The sequence below is a fragment of the Methylocystis sp. S23 genome (genome assembly GCF_054106005.1).
On record NZ_CM134185.1, the window covers coordinates 2,398,107 to 2,415,462 of the forward strand.

14 protein-coding genes are annotated in these 17,356 nt (G+C 65.9%); 9 read left to right on the top strand and 5 right to left on the bottom strand.

The window, feature by feature from the left end; genetic code table 11:
* Positions 1 to 285 precede the first annotated feature (285 nt).
* Together ACV7JP_RS11815 and ACV7JP_RS11820 are read right to left on the bottom strand one after the other, a co-directional pair.
* On the bottom strand, positions 286 to 1,167 hold the full coding sequence (locus ACV7JP_RS11815; protein WP_457795874.1) for a peptidylprolyl isomerase: 882 nt from the start codon (positions 1,165 to 1,167) through the stop codon (positions 286 to 288).
* A gap of 88 nt (positions 1,168 to 1,255) precedes the next feature.
* Complete coding sequence (locus tag ACV7JP_RS11820; RefSeq protein ID WP_457795875.1) at positions 1,256 to 4,243, bottom strand: bifunctional [glutamine synthetase] adenylyltransferase/[glutamine synthetase]-adenylyl-L-tyrosine phosphorylase; 2,988 nt, start codon at positions 4,241 to 4,243, stop codon at positions 1,256 to 1,258.
* 275 nt (positions 4,244 to 4,518) lie between these two features.
* Between ACV7JP_RS11820 and ACV7JP_RS11825 the strand changes: the two genes are divergently transcribed.
* Positions 4,519 to 5,367 (top strand): ATP-binding protein, encoded by an 849-nt coding sequence (locus tag ACV7JP_RS11825; protein ID WP_457795876.1) that lies wholly within the window; start codon positions 4,519 to 4,521, stop codon positions 5,365 to 5,367.
* 305 nt (positions 5,368 to 5,672) lie between these two features.
* On the opposite strand, the gene ACV7JP_RS11830 is transcribed toward ACV7JP_RS11825, so the two are convergent.
* Positions 5,673 to 7,940 carry a lytic transglycosylase domain-containing protein gene (locus ACV7JP_RS11830; protein ID WP_457795877.1) on the bottom strand — a complete coding sequence of 756 codons (2,268 nt, stop codon included), beginning with the start codon at positions 7,938 to 7,940 and terminating at the stop codon, positions 5,673 to 5,675.
* A 261-nt stretch (positions 7,941 to 8,201) separates the two neighbouring features.
* Here ACV7JP_RS11830 and dapA point away from each other — a divergent pair, with 261 nt between their 5' ends.
* On the top strand, positions 8,202 to 9,095 hold the full coding sequence (gene dapA, locus ACV7JP_RS11835) for a 4-hydroxy-tetrahydrodipicolinate synthase (RefSeq protein WP_457795878.1): 894 nt from the start codon (positions 8,202 to 8,204) through the stop codon (positions 9,093 to 9,095).
* Between the two features lie 191 nt (positions 9,096 to 9,286).
* The gene (smpB, locus tag ACV7JP_RS11840; RefSeq protein ID WP_457795879.1) at positions 9,287 to 9,763 is read left to right on the top strand and encodes an SsrA-binding protein SmpB; all 477 of its coding nucleotides are present in this window, start codon (positions 9,287 to 9,289) and stop codon (positions 9,761 to 9,763) included.
* Positions 9,764 to 9,822: 59 nt separating this feature from the next.
* On the opposite strand, the gene ACV7JP_RS11845 is transcribed toward smpB, so the two are convergent.
* Positions 9,823 to 10,437 (bottom strand): LabA-like NYN domain-containing protein, encoded by a 615-nt coding sequence (locus tag ACV7JP_RS11845; RefSeq protein ID WP_457795880.1) that lies wholly within the window; start codon positions 10,435 to 10,437, stop codon positions 9,823 to 9,825.
* A gap of 86 nt (positions 10,438 to 10,523) precedes the next feature.
* Here ACV7JP_RS11845 and ACV7JP_RS11850 point away from each other — a divergent pair, with 86 nt between their 5' ends.
* The 3 genes from ACV7JP_RS11850 (at position 10,524) to ACV7JP_RS11860 (ending at position 13,703) form a co-directional block, all read left to right on the top strand.
* Positions 10,524 to 10,826 (top strand): hypothetical protein, encoded by a 303-nt coding sequence (locus ACV7JP_RS11850; RefSeq protein WP_457795881.1) that lies wholly within the window; start codon positions 10,524 to 10,526, stop codon positions 10,824 to 10,826.
* Between the two features lie 61 nt (positions 10,827 to 10,887).
* Positions 10,888 to 11,274 carry a DNA-directed RNA polymerase subunit omega gene (rpoZ, locus tag ACV7JP_RS11855; RefSeq protein WP_457795882.1) on the top strand — a complete coding sequence of 129 codons (387 nt, stop codon included), beginning with the start codon at positions 10,888 to 10,890 and terminating at the stop codon, positions 11,272 to 11,274.
* Between the two features lie 215 nt (positions 11,275 to 11,489).
* The gene (locus ACV7JP_RS11860) at positions 11,490 to 13,703 is read left to right on the top strand and encodes a RelA/SpoT family protein (protein ID WP_457795883.1); all 2,214 of its coding nucleotides are present in this window, start codon (positions 11,490 to 11,492) and stop codon (positions 13,701 to 13,703) included.
* Between the two features lie 20 nt (positions 13,704 to 13,723).
* Here ACV7JP_RS11860 and ACV7JP_RS11865 read toward each other — a convergent pair whose 3' ends face one another.
* A complete protein-coding gene (locus ACV7JP_RS11865) occupies positions 13,724 to 14,605 on the bottom strand; it encodes an AraC family transcriptional regulator (RefSeq protein ID WP_457795884.1) in 882 nt (293 codons plus the stop codon).
* A gap of 114 nt (positions 14,606 to 14,719) precedes the next feature.
* Between ACV7JP_RS11865 and ACV7JP_RS11870 the strand changes: the two genes are divergently transcribed.
* The 3 genes from ACV7JP_RS11870 (at position 14,720) to rnc (ending at position 17,160) form a co-directional block, all read left to right on the top strand.
* Positions 14,720 to 15,484, top strand: a complete 765-nt coding sequence (locus ACV7JP_RS11870; protein ID WP_457795885.1) for a pyridoxine 5'-phosphate synthase — start codon at positions 14,720 to 14,722, stop codon at positions 15,482 to 15,484.
* Positions 15,485 to 15,650: 166 nt separating this feature from the next.
* Entirely contained in the window at positions 15,651 to 16,421 is a 771-nt protein-coding gene (gene lepB / locus ACV7JP_RS11875) for a signal peptidase I (RefSeq protein WP_457795886.1), read from the top strand.
* Entirely contained in the window at positions 16,348 to 17,160 is an 813-nt protein-coding gene (gene rnc / locus ACV7JP_RS11880) for a ribonuclease III (RefSeq protein WP_457795887.1), read from the top strand. The genes lepB and rnc overlap by 74 nt, the downstream gene beginning before the upstream one ends.
* Positions 17,161 to 17,356 lie beyond the last annotated feature (196 nt).

Genomic DNA, 17,356 nt, shown 5'->3' on the forward strand with positions numbered 1-17,356 from the left:
GAACAAGCGAGGGTTTGGCGGCGCCGCGCGACGGCGTCAAGACGGCTAGGCGCCTTTTGGCTCCGACCCCGGACGGCTCGACTAGACGATGTGGAAAATAAGCGCGCCGGCACCCTCTCCCCGCTTGCGGGAGAAAGCGGGGTGAGGGGCAAGCAATCACCGCGAACCGTATCGATTACGCCGGCAAATTCGAGGCTCCGCGAGATTGGCGCCGCTGCCTCGCCCTCGCCCCAACCCTCTCCCCGCTTGCGGGGAGAGGGGGCGCGATTGATCGACTTAGTTGACTTACTTCTTCTCGGCGGGCTTCGCGGCCGGCGCGGGCTTGGCGTCCTTGCCCGCATCAGCCGGCTGGTCGCTGCGCTCGATCTGGGCGCCTTCGCGCAGCTTCAGCACCAGCTCGCTCTGGGCCTTCTGCACGACATAGCGGGCAACCTGATCCTTGACCTGATCCAGCGGCGGGAAGACCTTCGGGCGCGTCTCGTCGAGCTTGATGACATGCCAGCCGAACTGGGTTTTCACCGGCTCGGAGAGCTCGCCCGGCTTCAGCTTGGAGGCCGCCTCGCCGAATTCCGGCACCATGCGGTCCTTGGTGAACCAGCCGAGATCGCCGCCCTTCGAGCCCGGGTCCTTCGACACTTCGCCGGCGACCTTGGCGAAATCCTCGCCGCCCTTCACGCGCGCCAGCGCCTTCTTGGCTTCGTCCTCGGTCGGCACGAGGATGTGGTGGGCGTGAAATTCCGTCTCCGGCTTCTGGTTCTTCGCCGCCTCGTCATAGGTCGCCTTGATGGCGGCGTCGGTCGCGGCCGCCTTGGCGACATTGCCGAGCAGCGTCTCCATCAGCGCCTTGTCGCGCAGATAGGCCATCTTCCTGGCGAAGTCCGGCGTCTCGGCGAGCTTGTCGGCCTGCGCCTTCTGAACGACGAGTTGCTCATCGACCAGGAAGTCGAGAATATAGCTCTCGCGCGCCTTGCCTTCGAGCTGGCGCGGAATGCCGGGGCCAAGGTCTTCCATGGCGAGCTTGACGTCCTCGTCCGTGATCTCGACGCCGTTCACCTTGGCGAGAACCTTCGCCTGCGCGGGGGCGGCGGCGGCCATCAGGGCGACGAGGCCGATCGTCCCGATCGCGGCGCGGGTCATGGAACGCGCATAGTTGCGGGCATTAGACATGATATGCTCCAGAGAAAGAGGCAAACCGCCCCGGAAAACCGCCGCCACGGCCGGCGCGAAAGGTTCCTGCGTGACGAATGGGGCGTATCTATGCCGGAGGCGCGGTTCCTGACAACTCCCTGCCGCCGGACAATTCCGCGCCTTTGACCGGCCCGAGCGCCGCCACGAAGATCTCGCGGGTCTTTTTCTCGGTCTCGGCCAGGAGCGCCTCGAGATGCGAGAGATCCGGCGAGTCGCCGATCTGAAGCAGCATCTCGGCGAGGCCGCGCGGCGCCTCAAGGGGGCGGAAGGCGCCGTCAATGGCGAGCCGCAGGAGCTGCATGAGGCCCTGGTAGAGGCGGTAGGCGTCGAGCAGCGCCTCGGCCGCGCCGGGGTCGAGCGGGCCGGCGTCGCGCAGCTTCCGCAGGGCGTCGGGCGTCGTCGTGGAAAAGATTTCCGGGCGCTCTCCGCCATGGAGCAGCATCAGATATTGGGCCAGGAACTCGATGTCGATCAGCCCGCCCGCGACCTGCTTCACCTCCCAGGGATTGGCCGAGCCCTTCTCCTTCTCGATCAGCCTGCGCATGGCGAGCGCGTCGGTCTTCAGCTTTTCGGGGTTGCGCGGCAGCATCATCGCGTCGCGGATGGCTTGCTCCACGCGCGCTCCGAAATCGGCCGGCCCCGCGATCACGCGGGCGCGGGTCAGCGCCATATGCTCCCAGGTCCAGGCCTCTTCGGCCTGATAGAGCTCGAAGGATTTGAGGCTCGACGCGATCGGCCCTTTGTTCCCCGAAGGCCGCAGGCGAAAGTCGGTTTCGTAGAGCGCGCCTTCGGCGGTCTGCGCCGAAAGCGCCGTGATGAGGCGCTGGGTGAGGCGGGCGTAATATTGCCCGGTTGAGAGCGAACGCTCGCCGCCTGCGGACTCCGCCATCGGATCGGCGTCGTAGAGCAGCATGAGGTCGAGGTCGGAGGCCGCCGTCATCTCGCGGCCGCCGAGCTTGCCCATGGCGACCACCGCCGCCGCGCCGCCGTCTATGCGGCCGTGAACCTTCTCGAACGCCCCGCAGACCTGCTCGAAGAGCGCCGCGATGAGGGTCTCCGCGAGGCGCGTATAGGCGACGCCGGCCTGGGCGACCGAAACGGACCCCGTGAGCACGCGCACGCCGACGAGAAACTTCTGCTCCTGGCCGAAAATCCGGGCGCGGTCCAGCATGTCTTCGTACGACCGCGCCTCGGCGAATTGCGCGGCGACGCGTTCGCGCAGATCGGCCTCGCTCGGCATGGTGGTGAAGAAGGCCGGCTCCATCAGCGCGTCGAGCACATGCGGCCGCTTGGAGATGGTGGCGGAAAGCTTCGGCGCCGCCCCGGTGATCGCGGCGAGGAGATTGAGCAGGCGCGGCTGCGAGACGAGAAGCGAGAAGAGCTGCACGCCCGCCGGCAGCTTCTGGATGAGCTTGTCGAAAGCGAGGAAGGCCTGATCGGCGTTGTCCGTCGCGGCCAGCGCTTCGAGCAAAGCGGGCGTCAGCTCGGTGAGGCGCTCGCGCGCCACGGTCGAGCGCGTCGCGGCGTAGCGGCCGAAATGCCAGCCGCGAATGGTCGCCGTGACCATCTTCGGGTCCTTGTAGCCCATCTTAGCGAGCGTCTCGATCGTGCCCGGATCGTCGTCGTCGCCGGTGAAGACGAGATTGCCGCCCGTGGAGGAAAGCTCCGGCGCGCTTTCGAAAAGGCGCGCATAATGGCCCTGCACGCGGTCGAGCCGGTTCAGCAGCGCCTCGGCGAAGTCGTCATAGCCGCCAAAGCCCATCATGCGGGCGATGTTCTCGACGCCCTCCCTCGTGTCGGGCAGCGTGTGCTTTTGCTCGTCGGCGACCATCTGGATGCGATGCTCGACGTCGCGCAGGAAGAGATAGGCCTCGGCGAGATCGTCGCGCGCCTGCGCCTCGAGCCAGCCGCTTTCGACGAGCTGGTCGAGCATGGGCAGCGTCGCGCGCCCGCGCAGGCGCTTGTCGCGCCCGCCGGTGATGAGCTGCTGCGTCTGCGTGAAGAACTCGATCTCGCGAATGCCGCCGCGGCCCAGTTTGATGTTGTGGCCGATGACGGCGATCTTGCCGTGGCCCTTATGCGCGTGAATCTGCCGCTTGATCGAATGCACGTCGGCAATGGCCGCGAAGTCGAAATATTTGCGCCAGACAAAGGGCGCGAGCTCCTTGAGGAATTCCTCGCCCGCATAAATATCGCCCGCGACGGGCCGCGCCTTTATGTAAGCCGCGCGCTCCCAGTTCTGGCCCATGCTTTCATAGTAGCTGAGCGCGGCTTCGAGCGGGATGGCGATGGGCGTCGCGCCGGGGTCGGGGCGCAGGCGCAGATCGGCGCGGAACACATAGCCGTCCGCCGTGCGGTCGCTCATGATCTTCACGATGCGCTTTGTCAGCTTCACGAAAAGATCGACGTCCTCCAGCCGGTCGACGACGCGCGCGCGGGAGCGGTCGAAAAAGACGATCAGATCGATGTCGGAGGAATAATTCAGTTCATAGGCGCCGCCCTTGCCCATGCCGAGAAAGATCCAGCCCGAGCCGCGCTCGGGATCGCGCTGGTCGGCAAGTTCGAGCTTTCCCGCGTGCTGCGCCTGACGAAGCGTGAAGCGGATGGCGGCGGAAAGCGTCGCGTCGGCGACGCGGGTGAGCGCCTCCGTCGCCTGCAGCGTCTCCCACGCTTTTGACAGGTCCGCGAGGGCGATGACGAGCGCCGCCTCCTGCTTGACGAGGCGCAGCCGCCGCATGAGGTCGGCCTCGTCGTCATCGGTTTCGACGGCGTTCGTCTCGTCGATCAGCGCGTCGATGCGCGCCTGCGGATCGGCTGCGAGCGCCTGCGCGAGCCTCGCCGGGTTTCGCGCGGCGAGATCGGTCAAATAGGGCGAGGAGCCGAAAACGCCGAAAAGCAGATCGCGCGCCTTGGGATGCTCGGCGAGGAAAGCCGAAAGGGCGCCGGACGCGTCCTTTTCGAGCACGCGGTCGAGCGCCTTTTGGGCTTTGTCGGCGTCGGCGGGGGCGATGATGACTTTCGCCCGCGAGAGCAGGGCGTCGGCGTCGAGCGTCAAAGGCGTGTCCTCTTCCCAAATACGCGCTGGCCGCCCCCTCTCCCCGCAAGCGGGGAGAGGGCTGGGGTGAGGGGCGGGGCCATTGTGACAATGCCGCGGTTTGCCTCAAACAAGCGACAACAACATAGTTCGTCGTTGCCGCTCGCCCCTCACCCTAACCCTCTCCCCGCTCGCGGGGAGAGGGGATGCGCCGGCTCGCCGTCTGATGCGGCCTTTGCGTCCCGGTATAATCCGGCTATGCCCGCAAATCAGCCCCGGGGGTCAAGGAAGCCGGAATGTCGAAGAAGGAACTCGCCGCTCATTTGTCCCGCATCGCCGAGGCCCTGGAGCGTCTCGCCCCGCCCGCGCCGCCGCCGCCGGATTTCTCTGCGGCCGAGGCTTTCGTCTGGCGCGCGGCGGGGTCGGTATTTCATCCCGTAGCGAAGGTCAATCGCGTCGATCTCTCGCTGCTCGAAGGGATCAGCCTCCAGCGCGACATTCTCTATTCGAATACGGCGCGCTTCGCGAAAGGGCTGCCGGCCAACAACGCGCTGCTCTGGGGCGCGCGCGGCATGGGCAAGTCCTCGCTCGTCAAGGCCGTTCACGGCGCGCTCGCGAGAGAGGGGCGCCTGAAGCTCGTCGAAATTCACCGCGAGGACATAGAGGCGCTGCCGGACCTTCTCGGCGCGCTCTCGGGCCAGCCGTTTCAGTTCATCGTCTTCTGCGACGACCTTTCCTTCGACGGGCCGGAGACGAGCTACAAGGCGCTGAAAACGGCGCTGGAAGGCGGCGTCGAGGGGCGGCCGGGGAATGTGCTGTTCTACGCGACCTCCAACCGGCGCCATCTGATGCCGCGCGACATGATGGAGAATGAGAGCGTCCAGGCCATTCACGGCAAGGAGGCGGTGGAGGAGAAGGTTTCGCTCTCCGATCGCTTCGGCCTGTGGATCGGCTTCCATAATTGCAGCCAGGACGACTATCTCGCCATGGTGTTCGGCTACGCCCGCCATTACGGGCTCGACGCGCCGGAGACCGACATCCGCGCCCAGGCGCTCGAATGGGCCATGACGCGCGGCGCGCGCTCGGGCCGCGTCGCCTGGCAATTCGTGACGGACCTGGCGGGACGATTGGGGAAAGCGCTTTAGCGCTCAGATATAAAGTGGCGCTGGCGCCCCTCGTGCTTCGAGACGCCCGCTTAGCGGGCTCCTCAGCATGAGGGGCTTTTTATTCTGCGTCAAACACTTAGGCCTCATGCTGAGGAGCTCGCGTCTCGAAGGAGAGGCCTAAGTGCTTTGGCGCAGAAGAAGGAGCGTCATACCGTTCCGCCTGATTGCCTGGCTACGGCGCTCCTTCCGTCATTGCGAGCGAAGCGAAGCAATCCAGAGCTGCAATGACGCTCCTGGATTGCTTCGTCGCTTACGCTCCTCGCAATGACGGGTTCAGGCGCGCCTCACAGCCCCGCATGCGCCATTTCCACCTGCGGCCGCCGGGTTTCGGTGTCGCCGAACTTCGCGCGATAGACGACGAAATTCTCCATCACGCGCTGCACATAGTTGCGCGTCTCGGTAATGGGGATGCGCTCGATCCAGTCGATCGGATCGACATTGGCCTTACGTGGATCGCCATAGGCGTCGATCCACTGCTTAACCCGCCCGCCGCCGGCGTTATAGGCCGCGAAGGTGAGGAGATAGGCGCCCTTATATTCGCCGAGCAATATGCCGAGATGCGCCGCCCCTAATTTGGCGTTGAAGGACGGCTCGCTCAGCATGCGCGAGAGATCGAAGGCGACGCCGTGCTGATAGGCCGTGTGGCGCGCGGTGGAGGCGATCATCTGCATCAGCCCCATGGCGCCGGCGGAAGAGACGGCCTTGGGATCGAAGGCGCTTTCCTGCCGCGCAATGGCGTAGACGACGGAGCGCGAGGCCGAGTTCGGCAGCGCCTCGAAATCCGGAACGCCATAGGAGGGAAAGGCGACGTCGTCGAGCGGAACGCCGCGATAGGAGGCGCTCTTGCCGAAGACGAGAGAGAGCTTGGCGTCGCGCTGGTTCGAGATGACCTCGCCCAGCGCCGCGACCTGCTTCGCCTCGGCCATGTTCTTGGCCGCGTCGAGAGCGAGCGGCGCGGCGATCTCCTTGTCGCCGGTCGCGAGCAGCAGCTCAACGACCTGCACGGCCTCGTGGCGCTCCTCCGCCCTCGCCGGCGCGGGGGCGGGGCGCAGCGGGCGATCCTCGGCGCCGAGCTTGGCGCTGGCGAGCTGGCCGTAGAAGGTCGTCGAATGGGCGGCGGCCTGGCGGTAGAAATCGCGGGCGCGCGCATCGTCTTCCGCGGTGTCAAAGGCCTCGGCCGCGCGGCCCCGCCAATAGCGCGCGCGAGACTTTTGCAGAGGCGTCTCCGCCGCCTGATCCAGCGCCGCGAAATGCCGCGCGGCGCGCGCGGGGTCGTCCAGGAAGCGCAATGCGATCCAGCCGGCCTGGAATTCCGCCTCCACCTTGTTGCTGGTCGAGCGGGCGTTGTGCTGGGCGGCGACGATATAGGCCGTGTCGGCGTCGCCAATGTCCAGCAGCTTGCGCGACGCCTGGCGGCGCTCCGCCCACCACGCGTCGCCGTCGATCACCTTGCTTGGATCGGTCGGCGCCTTGCGCAGCAGGGCGCCGGCCTCGGCGAATTTCTTGGCGTTGTTCAGCGCGCGCACGCGCGAGAAGAGCAGGCCCGGATCGTTTTGCAGGGAGGGCGGCACGGCGGCGAAGAGGCGGTCGCCGCCCGCGCCGGCATTGGCCGCCGCGCGGGCGCGGGCGAGCAGGACCACGTCCTTGCCCGCGAGCTCGGCGGCGCGCAGCGCCGGCCCGTTCTTGCCTGAATAGAGCAGCCGGTCGGCCCGGTATTTGTGATCCGCGGGGACGAGCAGCTCGCCCAGCTCCTTGAGGAACTGATTCTCGAAGCCCTGCGGGAAATCGTCCTCGCGCCAGGCGTCGCGCGCATAGAAGGCGGCGGTGTCGAAATCGCCTTCGCGCGCCAGCGCCTTGGCGATCGCATATTTGCCGTAGGGCGTGGCGGGCGGGCCGTTCTCGAACCAGGCTTTCGCGACCTTGTCGGGTTGATGCTCGCCGACGAGCGCCTCCTCGGCGCGCCTGCGCAGCCAATCGGCGGCCGGCCAATCGGGATGCGCCTCGAGAAAGGCCGCGATCCGCCGGAAGCCGGCCTCGCGCGGATGCAGCTTCAGGCCGGCCCAATGCGCGGCCGTCTGGGCGAGACCGGTTCGGAGATTGGCCGCCGCCGCGTCCGCGGCGGCGAAATCGGCGCTCTTGAAGGCGGCGAGCGCCTGATAGAAGGCTTCCGAATCCTCGCCGAGAATCTTGGCGGCGTCGAGCGGATCGCGCGTCGCGCCGCGCAGCCAGCCTTCCGGCGGGGCGTAATTGGCGAGCGGAGTGACGGCGCCCTCCTCCGGAGAGAAGAGCGACGCCTGGGGCGGATGCGCCGCCTCGGCGCGCGGCGGCTCGCCGGTGACGAATCCGCGCACCGCCTCTTCGAGATTGCCGACGCGCGTGCGCCATGCGCCGAGGCTGAAAGGAACATGCGGAACCCAGCGCGCCGCGTCGCGCGTGATGGCGTCGCGCTCCCCCACCGTGCCAAAACCCGTGAAAGCGGGGGCGACGAGCGCAATGGCCGTGGCCGTGGCCAGAACCTTGAGGCGGATTGAAACGCGGGGAGGCAACATCATCGGCTTTGTTCCGTCGTTGCGTAGAAGCTGCTCTCTATTCGTTTACGAATCGTCAACCAAAAGCGGCGGCCGGCGCTCAAGCAAGGCCGCGGGCGCTTCGTTTCCGTCTCGGCGGCTTTCCCGCGCCCGCATGAGCGGTCACGCGACGGGAAAGCGCGCTAAGTGGGGCTTTTCTCGCAAGCGCCCAGCGGCTATGAAGGACGCTTCCATCATACGGGCGCGAATACGGCGGCTGTGAGGCGCGGGGAAGTTCCTGATTCTATGAGCAAAAAGCCGATTTTTCATGGGTCGATCACCGCACTGGTCACGCCTTTCGCCAATGGCGAGGTCGATTTCGAGGCGCTGCGCGCCCTGATCGACTGGCAGATCGAGCAGGGCACGCATGGGCTTGTGCCGGTCGGCACGACGGGCGAGAGCCCGACGCTCTCTCATGAGGAGCATGGCCGCGTCATCACCGAGACGGTCCGCGCCGCGAGGGGCCGCGTGCCGGTCATCGCCGGCGCCGGCTCCAACAATACGCGCGAGGCGATCGCCATCGCCGGCCATGCCGAGCGCGCCGGCGCCGACGGCCTGCTGATCGTGACGCCCTATTACAACAAGCCCAATCAGGAAGGGCTTTATCTGCATTTCAAGGCGATCAACGACGCCGTGTCGATCCCGATCGTCATCTACAATATTCCGCCGCGCTCGGTGATCGACATGAGCGTCGACACGATGAAGCGGCTCTCGGAACTCAAGAACATCGTCGGCGTGAAAGACGCGACCGGGAATATCGGTCGCATCTCGCTTCAGCGCGAGGCGATGGGTCCGGATTTCATCCAGCTCTCGGGCGACGACCTCACGGCGCTCGCCTGCATGGCCGCCGGGGCGCATGGCTGCATTTCCGTCGTCTCCAACATCGCGCCGCGCCTCTGCGCCGATCTGCAGAACGCCTGCCTCGCCGGCGACTACGCCAGGGCGCTGGAGATTCAGGACAGGCTCGCGCCGCTTCATGTCGCGACCTTCCTTGAGGCCGGCGTGACGGGCGCCAAATACGGTCTGTCGCTGCTCGGCAAGGTGCGCGAGGAGGTGCGCCTGCCGCTCGTCCCGTCAACTCAGGCGACGAAGGACCGCATCCGCGCCGCGATGATCCACGCCGGCGCGCTCGCCGGTTGAGCGATGTTGTTTCCTCTCTCCGCATAGGCGTTGGAAGGCGCGCGTCTTTCGACGGGCTATGTGGGGAGAGGGTGAGGGGCGAGGGCGTCCACGCGCGGTGAAGAGGTGCAGGCTGTCGTCTCGCGGGTCGAGCCGGCGGCGTCGCCTCTCACCCCGACCCTCTCCCCGCTTGCGGGGAGAGGGAGAGTCGCTTGGCGACCAAGCAGGAGCCGAATTTCAAGGTCGTCGCCGACAACCGCAAGGCGCGCTTCAATTATGAAGTGGGCGAAGCCTTCGAGGCCGGCATCGCGCTGACCGGCACGGAGGTGAAATCGCTGCGCACCGGCAAGGCGACGATCGCCGAGAGCTACGCCCATGTCGACCGGCATGGCGAAGCCTGGCTCGTGAACGCCAATATTCCGGAATATCTCGCCGGAAACCGCTTCAACCACGAGCCGAAGCGCCCGCGCAAATTGCTGCTGAAATCGCGCGAGCTCGCCAAGCTCTCCCAGGCGGTGGAGCGCGAGGGCATGACCATCGTGCCGCTCAAACTCTATTTCAACGCGAAGGGCAGGGCGAAATTGCAGATCGCGCTCGCGCGCGGCAAGAAGATCCACGACAAGCGCGAGGTCGAGAAGAAGCGCGACTGGAGCCGCGAAAAAGGCCGGCTCATGCGCGAGAAGGGGTGAGCGGAAACGAAAAAGCCCGGCGCGCGGCCGGGCTCTCGAAAATGCTGTTCCCGCGAGGATTAATCCTCGTCGTCCTCATGGCCGGCCGGAGCCGGGGCCGGCATCGGGCGCGGACGCTCCTGATAGCGCTCCATGCGCGCGGCGCGCTCGCCGGGGTCGCGGCCGATCTTGCCGACGAGGTGGATGAGGTCGATGAACTCGTCCGCCTGGCGGCGCAGCTCGTCGGCGATCATCGGCGGCTGCGTGGTGATCGTCGAGATCACGGAGACGCGCACGCCCTTGCGCTGCACGGCCTCGACCAGCGAGCGGAAGTCGCCGTCGCCCGAGAAGAGCACCATATGGTCGATATGCTCGGCCATCTCCATCGCGTCGACCGCGAGCTCGATGTCCATATTGCCCTTGACCTTGCGGCGGCCAAGGCTGTCGACGAACTCCTTCGTCGGCTTCGTCACCACGGCGTAGCCATTATAGTCCAGCCAATCGATCAGGGGGCGGATCGAGGAATATTCCTGATCCTCGATCAGCGCGGTATAGTAAAAGGCGCGGATCAGGCGGCCCTTGCCCTGGAATTCGCGTAGCAGACGTTTATAGTCAATATCGAATCCCAGCGATTTGGCGGTCGCGTAAAGGTTTGCGCCGTCAATGAATAACGCAATTCGTTCGATATCTGCCATTTCTTTCTCGCGTCCGGGTTGTGTGTGATGACGATCTTTTTTCTCTAGCCGTCGTTCATCCGCCATACGACAGCGGGGTTGTTGCTATGATCGCTGGCCACAATCTTGTTGCTACCTGCTCGGCTTCGGACCCATTTCCAAAAAATCAGTTCGAAATTCTGGAAGAGGTGATGTCGATAACGCCGATGCAACTCGAGAGTATGGCATGGGCGGCTTGTCGAAACCAGGACGCCGAAGCGTCACGACCGATAAATTGCGCCGATAAGCCGCGAGGTCAAGACCATCCTATGGGTTACATGCATAAAACATTGCCAAAAATCCAGAAAAAGCGTTTATCCTCCCTCGCGCTCGCGGCTGGCGCGGGAGTAAAAACGACGCAGCGCCGTTGATTAGCAACCGGATCTAGTGTAGCAGCGACCTTCCCCCACTTCAAGTAGGAGCCGTAGAGAGATGGCGCGCGTCACCGTCGAAGACTGCATCGACAAGATCGAGAACCGCTTCGATCTGGTTCTGCTCGCGGCGCATCGGGCGCGGCTGATCTCCTCCGGCCAGCCGATTCTCGTCGACCGCGACCGCGACAAGAACCCGGTCGTCGCCTTGCGTGAAATCGCCGAAACCCAGCTTTCGCCGGAAGATCTGTCGGAAGACTTCATCCACTCGCTGCAGCGTCATGTGGAGGTCGACGAACCCGAGGCGGAGGCCGCGCCGGCCCTGACGCCCGCCGCCGCCGGCGATTTCGACGGCGATCAACAGTTCGACCGCATGACGGAAGAGGATTTGCTGCGCGGCCTGGAAGGCCTCGTTCCGCCGGCCGAGGTCGAAGAGGACGGCGAGTAAGGCGCTTCCGGTTTGCGCCGGGGCAAGCGGGCGAACGATAATCCCGATGGTGGCGGCCCGATATTCGCCCTTTACGGGGGAGTCGGCCCGGCATTCGCCCGATTGCGCTGCGATTCGCGCCGTCTCGGCTGGAGACGGCGGTGAAGCTGCGCTAAACTCCACGCAAGATTTCAGTCGCGTGGCGAAGCCACGCCGCACCGCCCCGGCTCTCGCGCATGATGCGTCAATACGAGCTCGTCGAGCGCGTTCGGAAATATAACCCGAACGTCGACGAGGACTTGCTGAACCGCGCCTATGTCTACGCCATGAAGGCGCATGGCCAGCAGACCCGCGCCTCCGGCGACCCCTATTTCTCCCATCCGCTCGAAGTCGCCGCGATCCTCACCGATCTCAAGCTTGACGACGCCACCATCGTCGCGGCCGTGCTGCACGACACGATCGAGGACACGGAGACGACGCGCGAGGAGATCGACCGTCTCTTCGGACCGCAGATCGGCAAGCTCGTCGACGGGTTGACCAAGATCGAAAAGCTCGACCTCGTCTCCAAGCAGGCGCGGCAGGGCGAGAATTTCCGCAAGCTTCTGCTCGCCGTCGCCGACGACGTCCGCGTTCTCCTGGTGAAGCTCGCCGACCGCCTCCACAATATGCGCACGCTGCATTTCGTGCCGCAGGAGAAACGGGCGCGCATCTCGCAGGAGACGCTCGACATCTACGCGCCGCTCGCGGGCCGCATGGGCATGCAGCGCCTGCGCGAGGAGCTGGAGGCGCTGGCGTTCCGCCATCTGATGCCGGAGGCGCATCACGCGATCGAGCAGCGCCTGCACGAATTGCGCACGAAGAACGGCCGAATCATCAAGCGGATCGAGGAGGAGCTCGCCAAGGAGTTCTTCGAGCGCGGCATCGAGGCCGCGGTCACGGGCCGCCAGAAGACGGCCTATTCGGTCTGGCGCAAGATGGAGCGCAAATCCATCTCCTTCGAGCAGCTCTCCGACATTTTCGGCTTCCGCATCATCGTCGGAACCGTCGAGGACTGCTATCGCGCGCTCGGCGTCGTTCACATGAAATGGCCCAATGTTCCGGGCCGTTTCAAGGACTATGTCTCGACGCCCAAGCAGAACGACTATCGCTCGATCCATACGACGGTCATCGGTCCGGGCCATCAGCGCGTCGAGCTGCAGATCCGCACCGCCGAGATGCACGAGATCGCGCGTTTCGGCATCGCCGCCCACGCGCTCTACAAGGACGCCACGGGCGAAGAGGGGCGCGAGGATCTCGCCAGGGAAAGCCGCGCCTTCCGCTGGCTGCAGGAGACGCTGGATCTCCTCGCCCATGGCGACAGTCCCGAGGAGTTTCTCGAGCATACGCGGCTCGAGCTGTTCCAGGACCAGGTCTTCTGCTTCACGCCCAAGGGCGGGCTCATCGCGCTGCCGCGCGGCGCGACGCCGATCGACTTCGCTTATGCGGTGCACACCAAGCTCGGCGACTCGGCGGTCGGCGCCAAGATCAATGGCCGCGTCGCGCCGGTGCTGTCCCAGCTACAGAATGGCGACGAGGTGGAGATCATCCGCGCCGAGGGCCATGCGCCGCCGCCCGCCTGGGAGGCGGCGGTGGTCACCGGCAAGGCGCGCGCCGCCATCCGCCGCGCGACGCGCGAGGCCGTGCGCCAGCAATATGCGGGGCTCGGCCGCCAGATCGTGGAGCGCGCCTTCGAGCGCGCCGGCCGGGTATTTTCGGACGAGCGGCTGAAGGCGGCGCTGACGCGTCTCGCGCGCCACTCGATCGAGGACGTGCTCGCGGCGGTGGGGCGCGGCGAGATTTATTCCGGAGACGTGGTGAAGGCGGTCCATCCGGATTTCACCGAGGAGCGGAAGGCGCCGCAAGCGCCGCCGGCCCCCGGCGAGCCGGGCTGGTTCGGCGTGAAGGCCAACGCCAATGTCGTCTTCAAGGCTCCCGGCGGCGCCGGAGAGGCGGATGCGGGCGCCATTCCGATCCGCGGCCTGCGCGGCGACGCCCCGGTGCGCTTCGCGCCCGAGGGCGGGGCCGTGCCGGGCGACCGCATCGTCGGCATTTTCACGCCGGGCGAGGGCATCACCATCTATCCGATCCAGTCGCCGTCGCTCACCGCCTTTGACGACCAGCCCGAGCGCTGGCTCGACGTGCGCTGGGACATCGATCCCGAAAACCGCGCCTTCTTCCCGGCGCGAATCGTCGCCACCGCCATCAACGAGCCGGGCTCGCTCGGCGCGCTGGCGACGCTCATCGGCGAGACCGGCGCCAATATCGACAACATCACCTTCCGCGCCCATTCGCCGGACTTCCGCGAAATGACCTTCGACCTCGAAGTCGCGGACCTCAAGCATCTCACCGACGTGCTGGCGAAGCTGCGCGCGAGCCCGCTGGTGAGCAAGGTGGAGCGGGTGATCGGGTGAGGGGGCGCCGAGGCCGCGCCTTACTTGAGCGGCAGATATATCTCGGTCAGATGGCGATGCTCGGGCGTATCGTGGTCGAGATTCAGATAGTGGAAATAAACCGGGAAGTCCCGCAATTCTTCGCCGGACGCCGGCAGCCAGCGCCGATAGAGCGCATAGACGCTCTCGCTGATCCGATCGCGCGAGCCGACATGAACCATCATGGCGCAGCGGCCGCCGGGAATCGTCTTCGTAACGATCCCTTCCGGATTGGCGGGCGCCGGCTCCTTGACCGAACCGCAAATATCGAAGCGAAAATCCTCGGGCGGCGTCGTATTGGGGTCGTTATGGGGAACGCCGTACGTCTCGCATTCCGTGATGGGGGACAGTCCGGCCGACTTTCTCCAGGAGATGAAGCGCTGAACGGAATCGTTGAGCAAAGCGGGCGAGCCGCGGTGTTCGAGCGCCGCGACCAATAGCGGTTCGACATCGACAATTTTCACGTCCATCACACAGGTCCTTTCACGGGGCGGCAGGGAAATTCGGCAGCGTTCGCTCCAGGACGCCCAATCGGGCTTCTTTCGGAACGCGCTCGGCGTTTGGCCGAAGGCGGCCTTGAAGGCGCGGGAAAAGGATTCCGGATTTTCAAAGCCGGAGTCCAAGCCGATGTCGATAATCGGCGCGTTCGGATTGAACGCCAGCCGATAGGAGGCCCTCTTGAGCCTGACGAGCTGAATGTAGCGGGAAAGGCTGATCCCGCAATATTCAGAAAACTGTCGGTGAAAATGGCATTTCGAAAAGCTCGCGACATTGCTCAGTAATTCGACCGAGAGTTTTTCGTCGAGATGCTTGTCGATATAATCCAGAACGCGGTTGAATCGTCGCGCATAGTTGGTTTCTCTGTGGCTGGTCTCGAACTCCATGTTTTCAGAGTATCAAAGGCCGGGCTCGACTTCTTGACCGAAATTGCTCTTCGATCCGGCGTCGCGGCCGCGCGCCCCAATGACAAGCACGGCCTCCCCGCGCTATGAAGGCGCATGATTGCCACTCCCCTCCGCCTCGGCGTCAATGTCGATCACGTCGCCACCATCCGCAACGCGCGCGGCGGGCCGCGCCCGGACCCTGTCCGCGCGGCGCTGCTCGCCATCGAGGCGGGCGCCGACGGAATCACCGCGCATCTGCGCGAGGATCGCCGCCACATCACCGACGCGGACATGGCGCGGCTGAAGGCGTCGATCACGAAGCCCCTGAACTTCGAAATGGCCGCGACCGGGCAGATGCTGGACATCGCGCTGGCCACCGGCCCGCACGCCGTCTGCCTGGTGCCCGAAAAGCGCACGGAGCGCACGACCGAGGGCGGGCTCGACGTGGTCGGCGGCCATGATTACCTCGCGCCCTATGTCGATCAACTTGCGCGCGGCGGCGTTCGCGTCTCGCTCTTCATCGAGCCTTCGACGGACGCGATCGACGCCGCCGTCTCGATCAAGGCCCCGGTCGTGGAGCTGCATACGGGCGCCTGGTGCCATGCGGTGGAGATCGGCGACAAGGCCCTGGCCGAGCGGGAGTTCGAGCGGGTGAGGAAGGCCGCCGCTTATGCGGGCGAATGCGGGCTCGAAGTCCATGCCGGCCACGGCCTCGATTGCGATACGGCGCGGCGGGTCTCGGCGCTGCCGCAAGTGGCCGAGCTCAATATCGGGCATTTCCTCGTCGGCGAGGCGGTCTTTGTGGGCTTGGCCGAGGCCATCCGCCAGATGCGCGAGGCGATGGATGAGGGGCGCGCCTTTTCATCCGGCCCGCGCTGAGGGCCGGATGAGGGCGGCCCCGGCCGGCCGGCGCGCGGGCTCGCCCCCACAGGCGCTTCCCACACCCGCCGCAGTTCTCATCGCGCCTAGGGCGTGCTAAGCGGGGCGCGGGCGGACGCCGCCGCCCCAATCGTCAAGGAGCACCGGCTTGAGCAGGAACGTCCCGATGGCCCAGAAACAGGAAGAAGGCGGGATTCTGGAGACCATCAAGGTCATCATCCAGGCCCTGGCCATTGCGCTCGTCATCCGCACGCTGCTGTTTCAGCCCTTCAACATTCCCTCGGGATCGATGATTCCGACGCTGCTCATCGGCGACTATGTCTTCGTCTCGAAATACGCCTATGGCTATTCGAACTATTCCATGCCTTTCGGCCCCAACGTCTTTTCGGGCCGCGTCCTGTCCTCGCCGCCCAAGCGCGGCGACGTCGTCGTGTTCAAGCTGCCGCGCGACAACGAGACGGACTATATCAAGCGCGTAATCGGCCTGCCGGGCGACCGCATTCAGATGATCGAGGGCCGGCTCTATATCAACGGCGTCGTCGCGCCGCGCGAGCCGATCGAGAAGGCCCGGACGGAGAATCGGGAGGGCGACGAAGTCCCGGTCGCGACCTATCGGGAGACGCTGCCGGGCGATGGAAACCATCCGGGCGTCGAGCATACGATCATCGAGATCGAGGGCGACCACGGCGTCAACGACAATACCGAACTCTTCGTCGTGCCGCCGGATCATTACTTCATGATGGGCGACAACCGCGACAATTCGACGGACTCGCGCATCTCGCCGGAGCTTGGGGGCGTCGGCTATGTGCCCTTCGTCAATCTCGTCGGCCGCGCCGAGATCATCTTCTTCTCGGTGAAGAAGGATGAATCGGCGCTCGCCTTCTGGCGCTGGCCCTGGTCGGTGCGCTGGAGCCGCCTGTTCAAGCCGGCGCATTGAGCGAGCCCGAATGGCGCGGGTGAAGCCTGATCTTGCGGCGCTCGAGGCGCGCATCGGGCACGACTTTTCGGACAAGGCGCTGCTGCGCTGGGCGCTGACCCATGTCAGCGCCGCCGCGCAGCGGCCGGATTCCTATGAGCGGCTGGAATTTCTCGGCGACCGCGTGCTCGGCCTCGCGGTCGCGCATATGATCTATGAGACCTTCCCGGACGACAGCGAGGGCGAGCTTTCTCGCCGCCTCGCCGCGCTGGTGCGCAAGGAGACCTGCGCCGAAGTGGCGGAGCTTTGGGGCGTCGGCCCGCATATCCGGCTCGGCGACGGCGAGGCGCAGACCGGCGGGCGCAAGAAGCGCGCGATTCTCGGCGATATTTGCGAGGCGATCATCGGGGCGACGTTTCTCGATGGAGGGGCGCCGGCCGCCGAAGCCGTGGTGCGCGCCGCCTTCGGCCCCAAAATGCATGAGGCGGGACGGAGCCGGCGCGACGCCAAGACGGCGTTGCAGGAATGGGCGCAGGCCCGCCGTCTCGCCCCGCCGCGCTACCGGATGGTGGCGAGGAGCGGTCCCGACCACGCGCCGTCCTTCGAGCTGGCGGTGGAGATCGAGGGTTTTGAACCGGCGATCGGGGCGGGAAGCTCCAAACGCGCGGCGGAACAGGCGGCGGCGGCGGCCTTCATGGCGCGCGAGGGGGTGGAAGAAGAACCTCAATCCCCTGTCCCCGCGAAGCGGGGAGAGGGTTAGGGTGAGGGGCAAGGCGGCCCTATGCTCCTGGCTTATTGATCTGCGGCTGGGAAACCGAGCTTCCTCGCATCGGCCTGCCCCTCACCCCAGCCCTCTCCCCGCAGGCGGGGAGAGGGGCTGCCCGGGCGATCGGCGTCGCGCTACCGGCTGGCGCGCAATGGATCGGGGCGGCGTCATGGCGCGCCAGGGAGTGACG

Bases quoted from the DNA above. Each gene is read 5' to 3' on its own strand.
- ACV7JP_RS11860 (WP_457795883.1), top strand. From the start codon at position 11,490: ATGATGCGTCAATACGAGCTCGTCGAGCGCGTTCGGAAATATAACCCG.
- ACV7JP_RS11845 (WP_457795880.1), bottom strand. From the start codon at position 10,437: ATGGCAGATATCGAACGAATTGCGTTATTCATTGACGGCGCAAACCTT.
- rpoZ (WP_457795882.1), top strand. From the start codon at position 10,888: ATGGCGCGCGTCACCGTCGAAGACTGCATCGACAAGATCGAGAACCGC.
- lepB (WP_457795886.1), top strand. From the start codon at position 15,651: ATGGCCCAGAAACAGGAAGAAGGCGGGATTCTGGAGACCATCAAGGTC.
- rnc (WP_457795887.1), top strand. From the start codon at position 16,348: ATGAATCGGCGCTCGCCTTCTGGCGCTGGCCCTGGTCGGTGCGCTGGA.
- ACV7JP_RS11850 (WP_457795881.1), top strand. From the start codon at position 10,524: ATGATCGCTGGCCACAATCTTGTTGCTACCTGCTCGGCTTCGGACCCA.
- ACV7JP_RS11830 (WP_457795877.1), bottom strand. From the start codon at position 7,940: ATGATGTTGCCTCCCCGCGTTTCAATCCGCCTCAAGGTTCTGGCCACG.
- ACV7JP_RS11865 (WP_457795884.1), bottom strand. From the start codon at position 14,605: ATGGAGTTCGAGACCAGCCACAGAGAAACCAACTATGCGCGACGATTC.
- ACV7JP_RS11815 (WP_457795874.1), bottom strand. From the start codon at position 1,167: ATGTCTAATGCCCGCAACTATGCGCGTTCCATGACCCGCGCCGCGATC.
- dapA (WP_457795878.1), top strand. From the start codon at position 8,202: ATGAGCAAAAAGCCGATTTTTCATGGGTCGATCACCGCACTGGTCACG.
- ACV7JP_RS11870 (WP_457795885.1), top strand. From the start codon at position 14,720: ATGATTGCCACTCCCCTCCGCCTCGGCGTCAATGTCGATCACGTCGCC.
- ACV7JP_RS11825 (WP_457795876.1), top strand. From the start codon at position 4,519: ATGTCGAAGAAGGAACTCGCCGCTCATTTGTCCCGCATCGCCGAGGCC.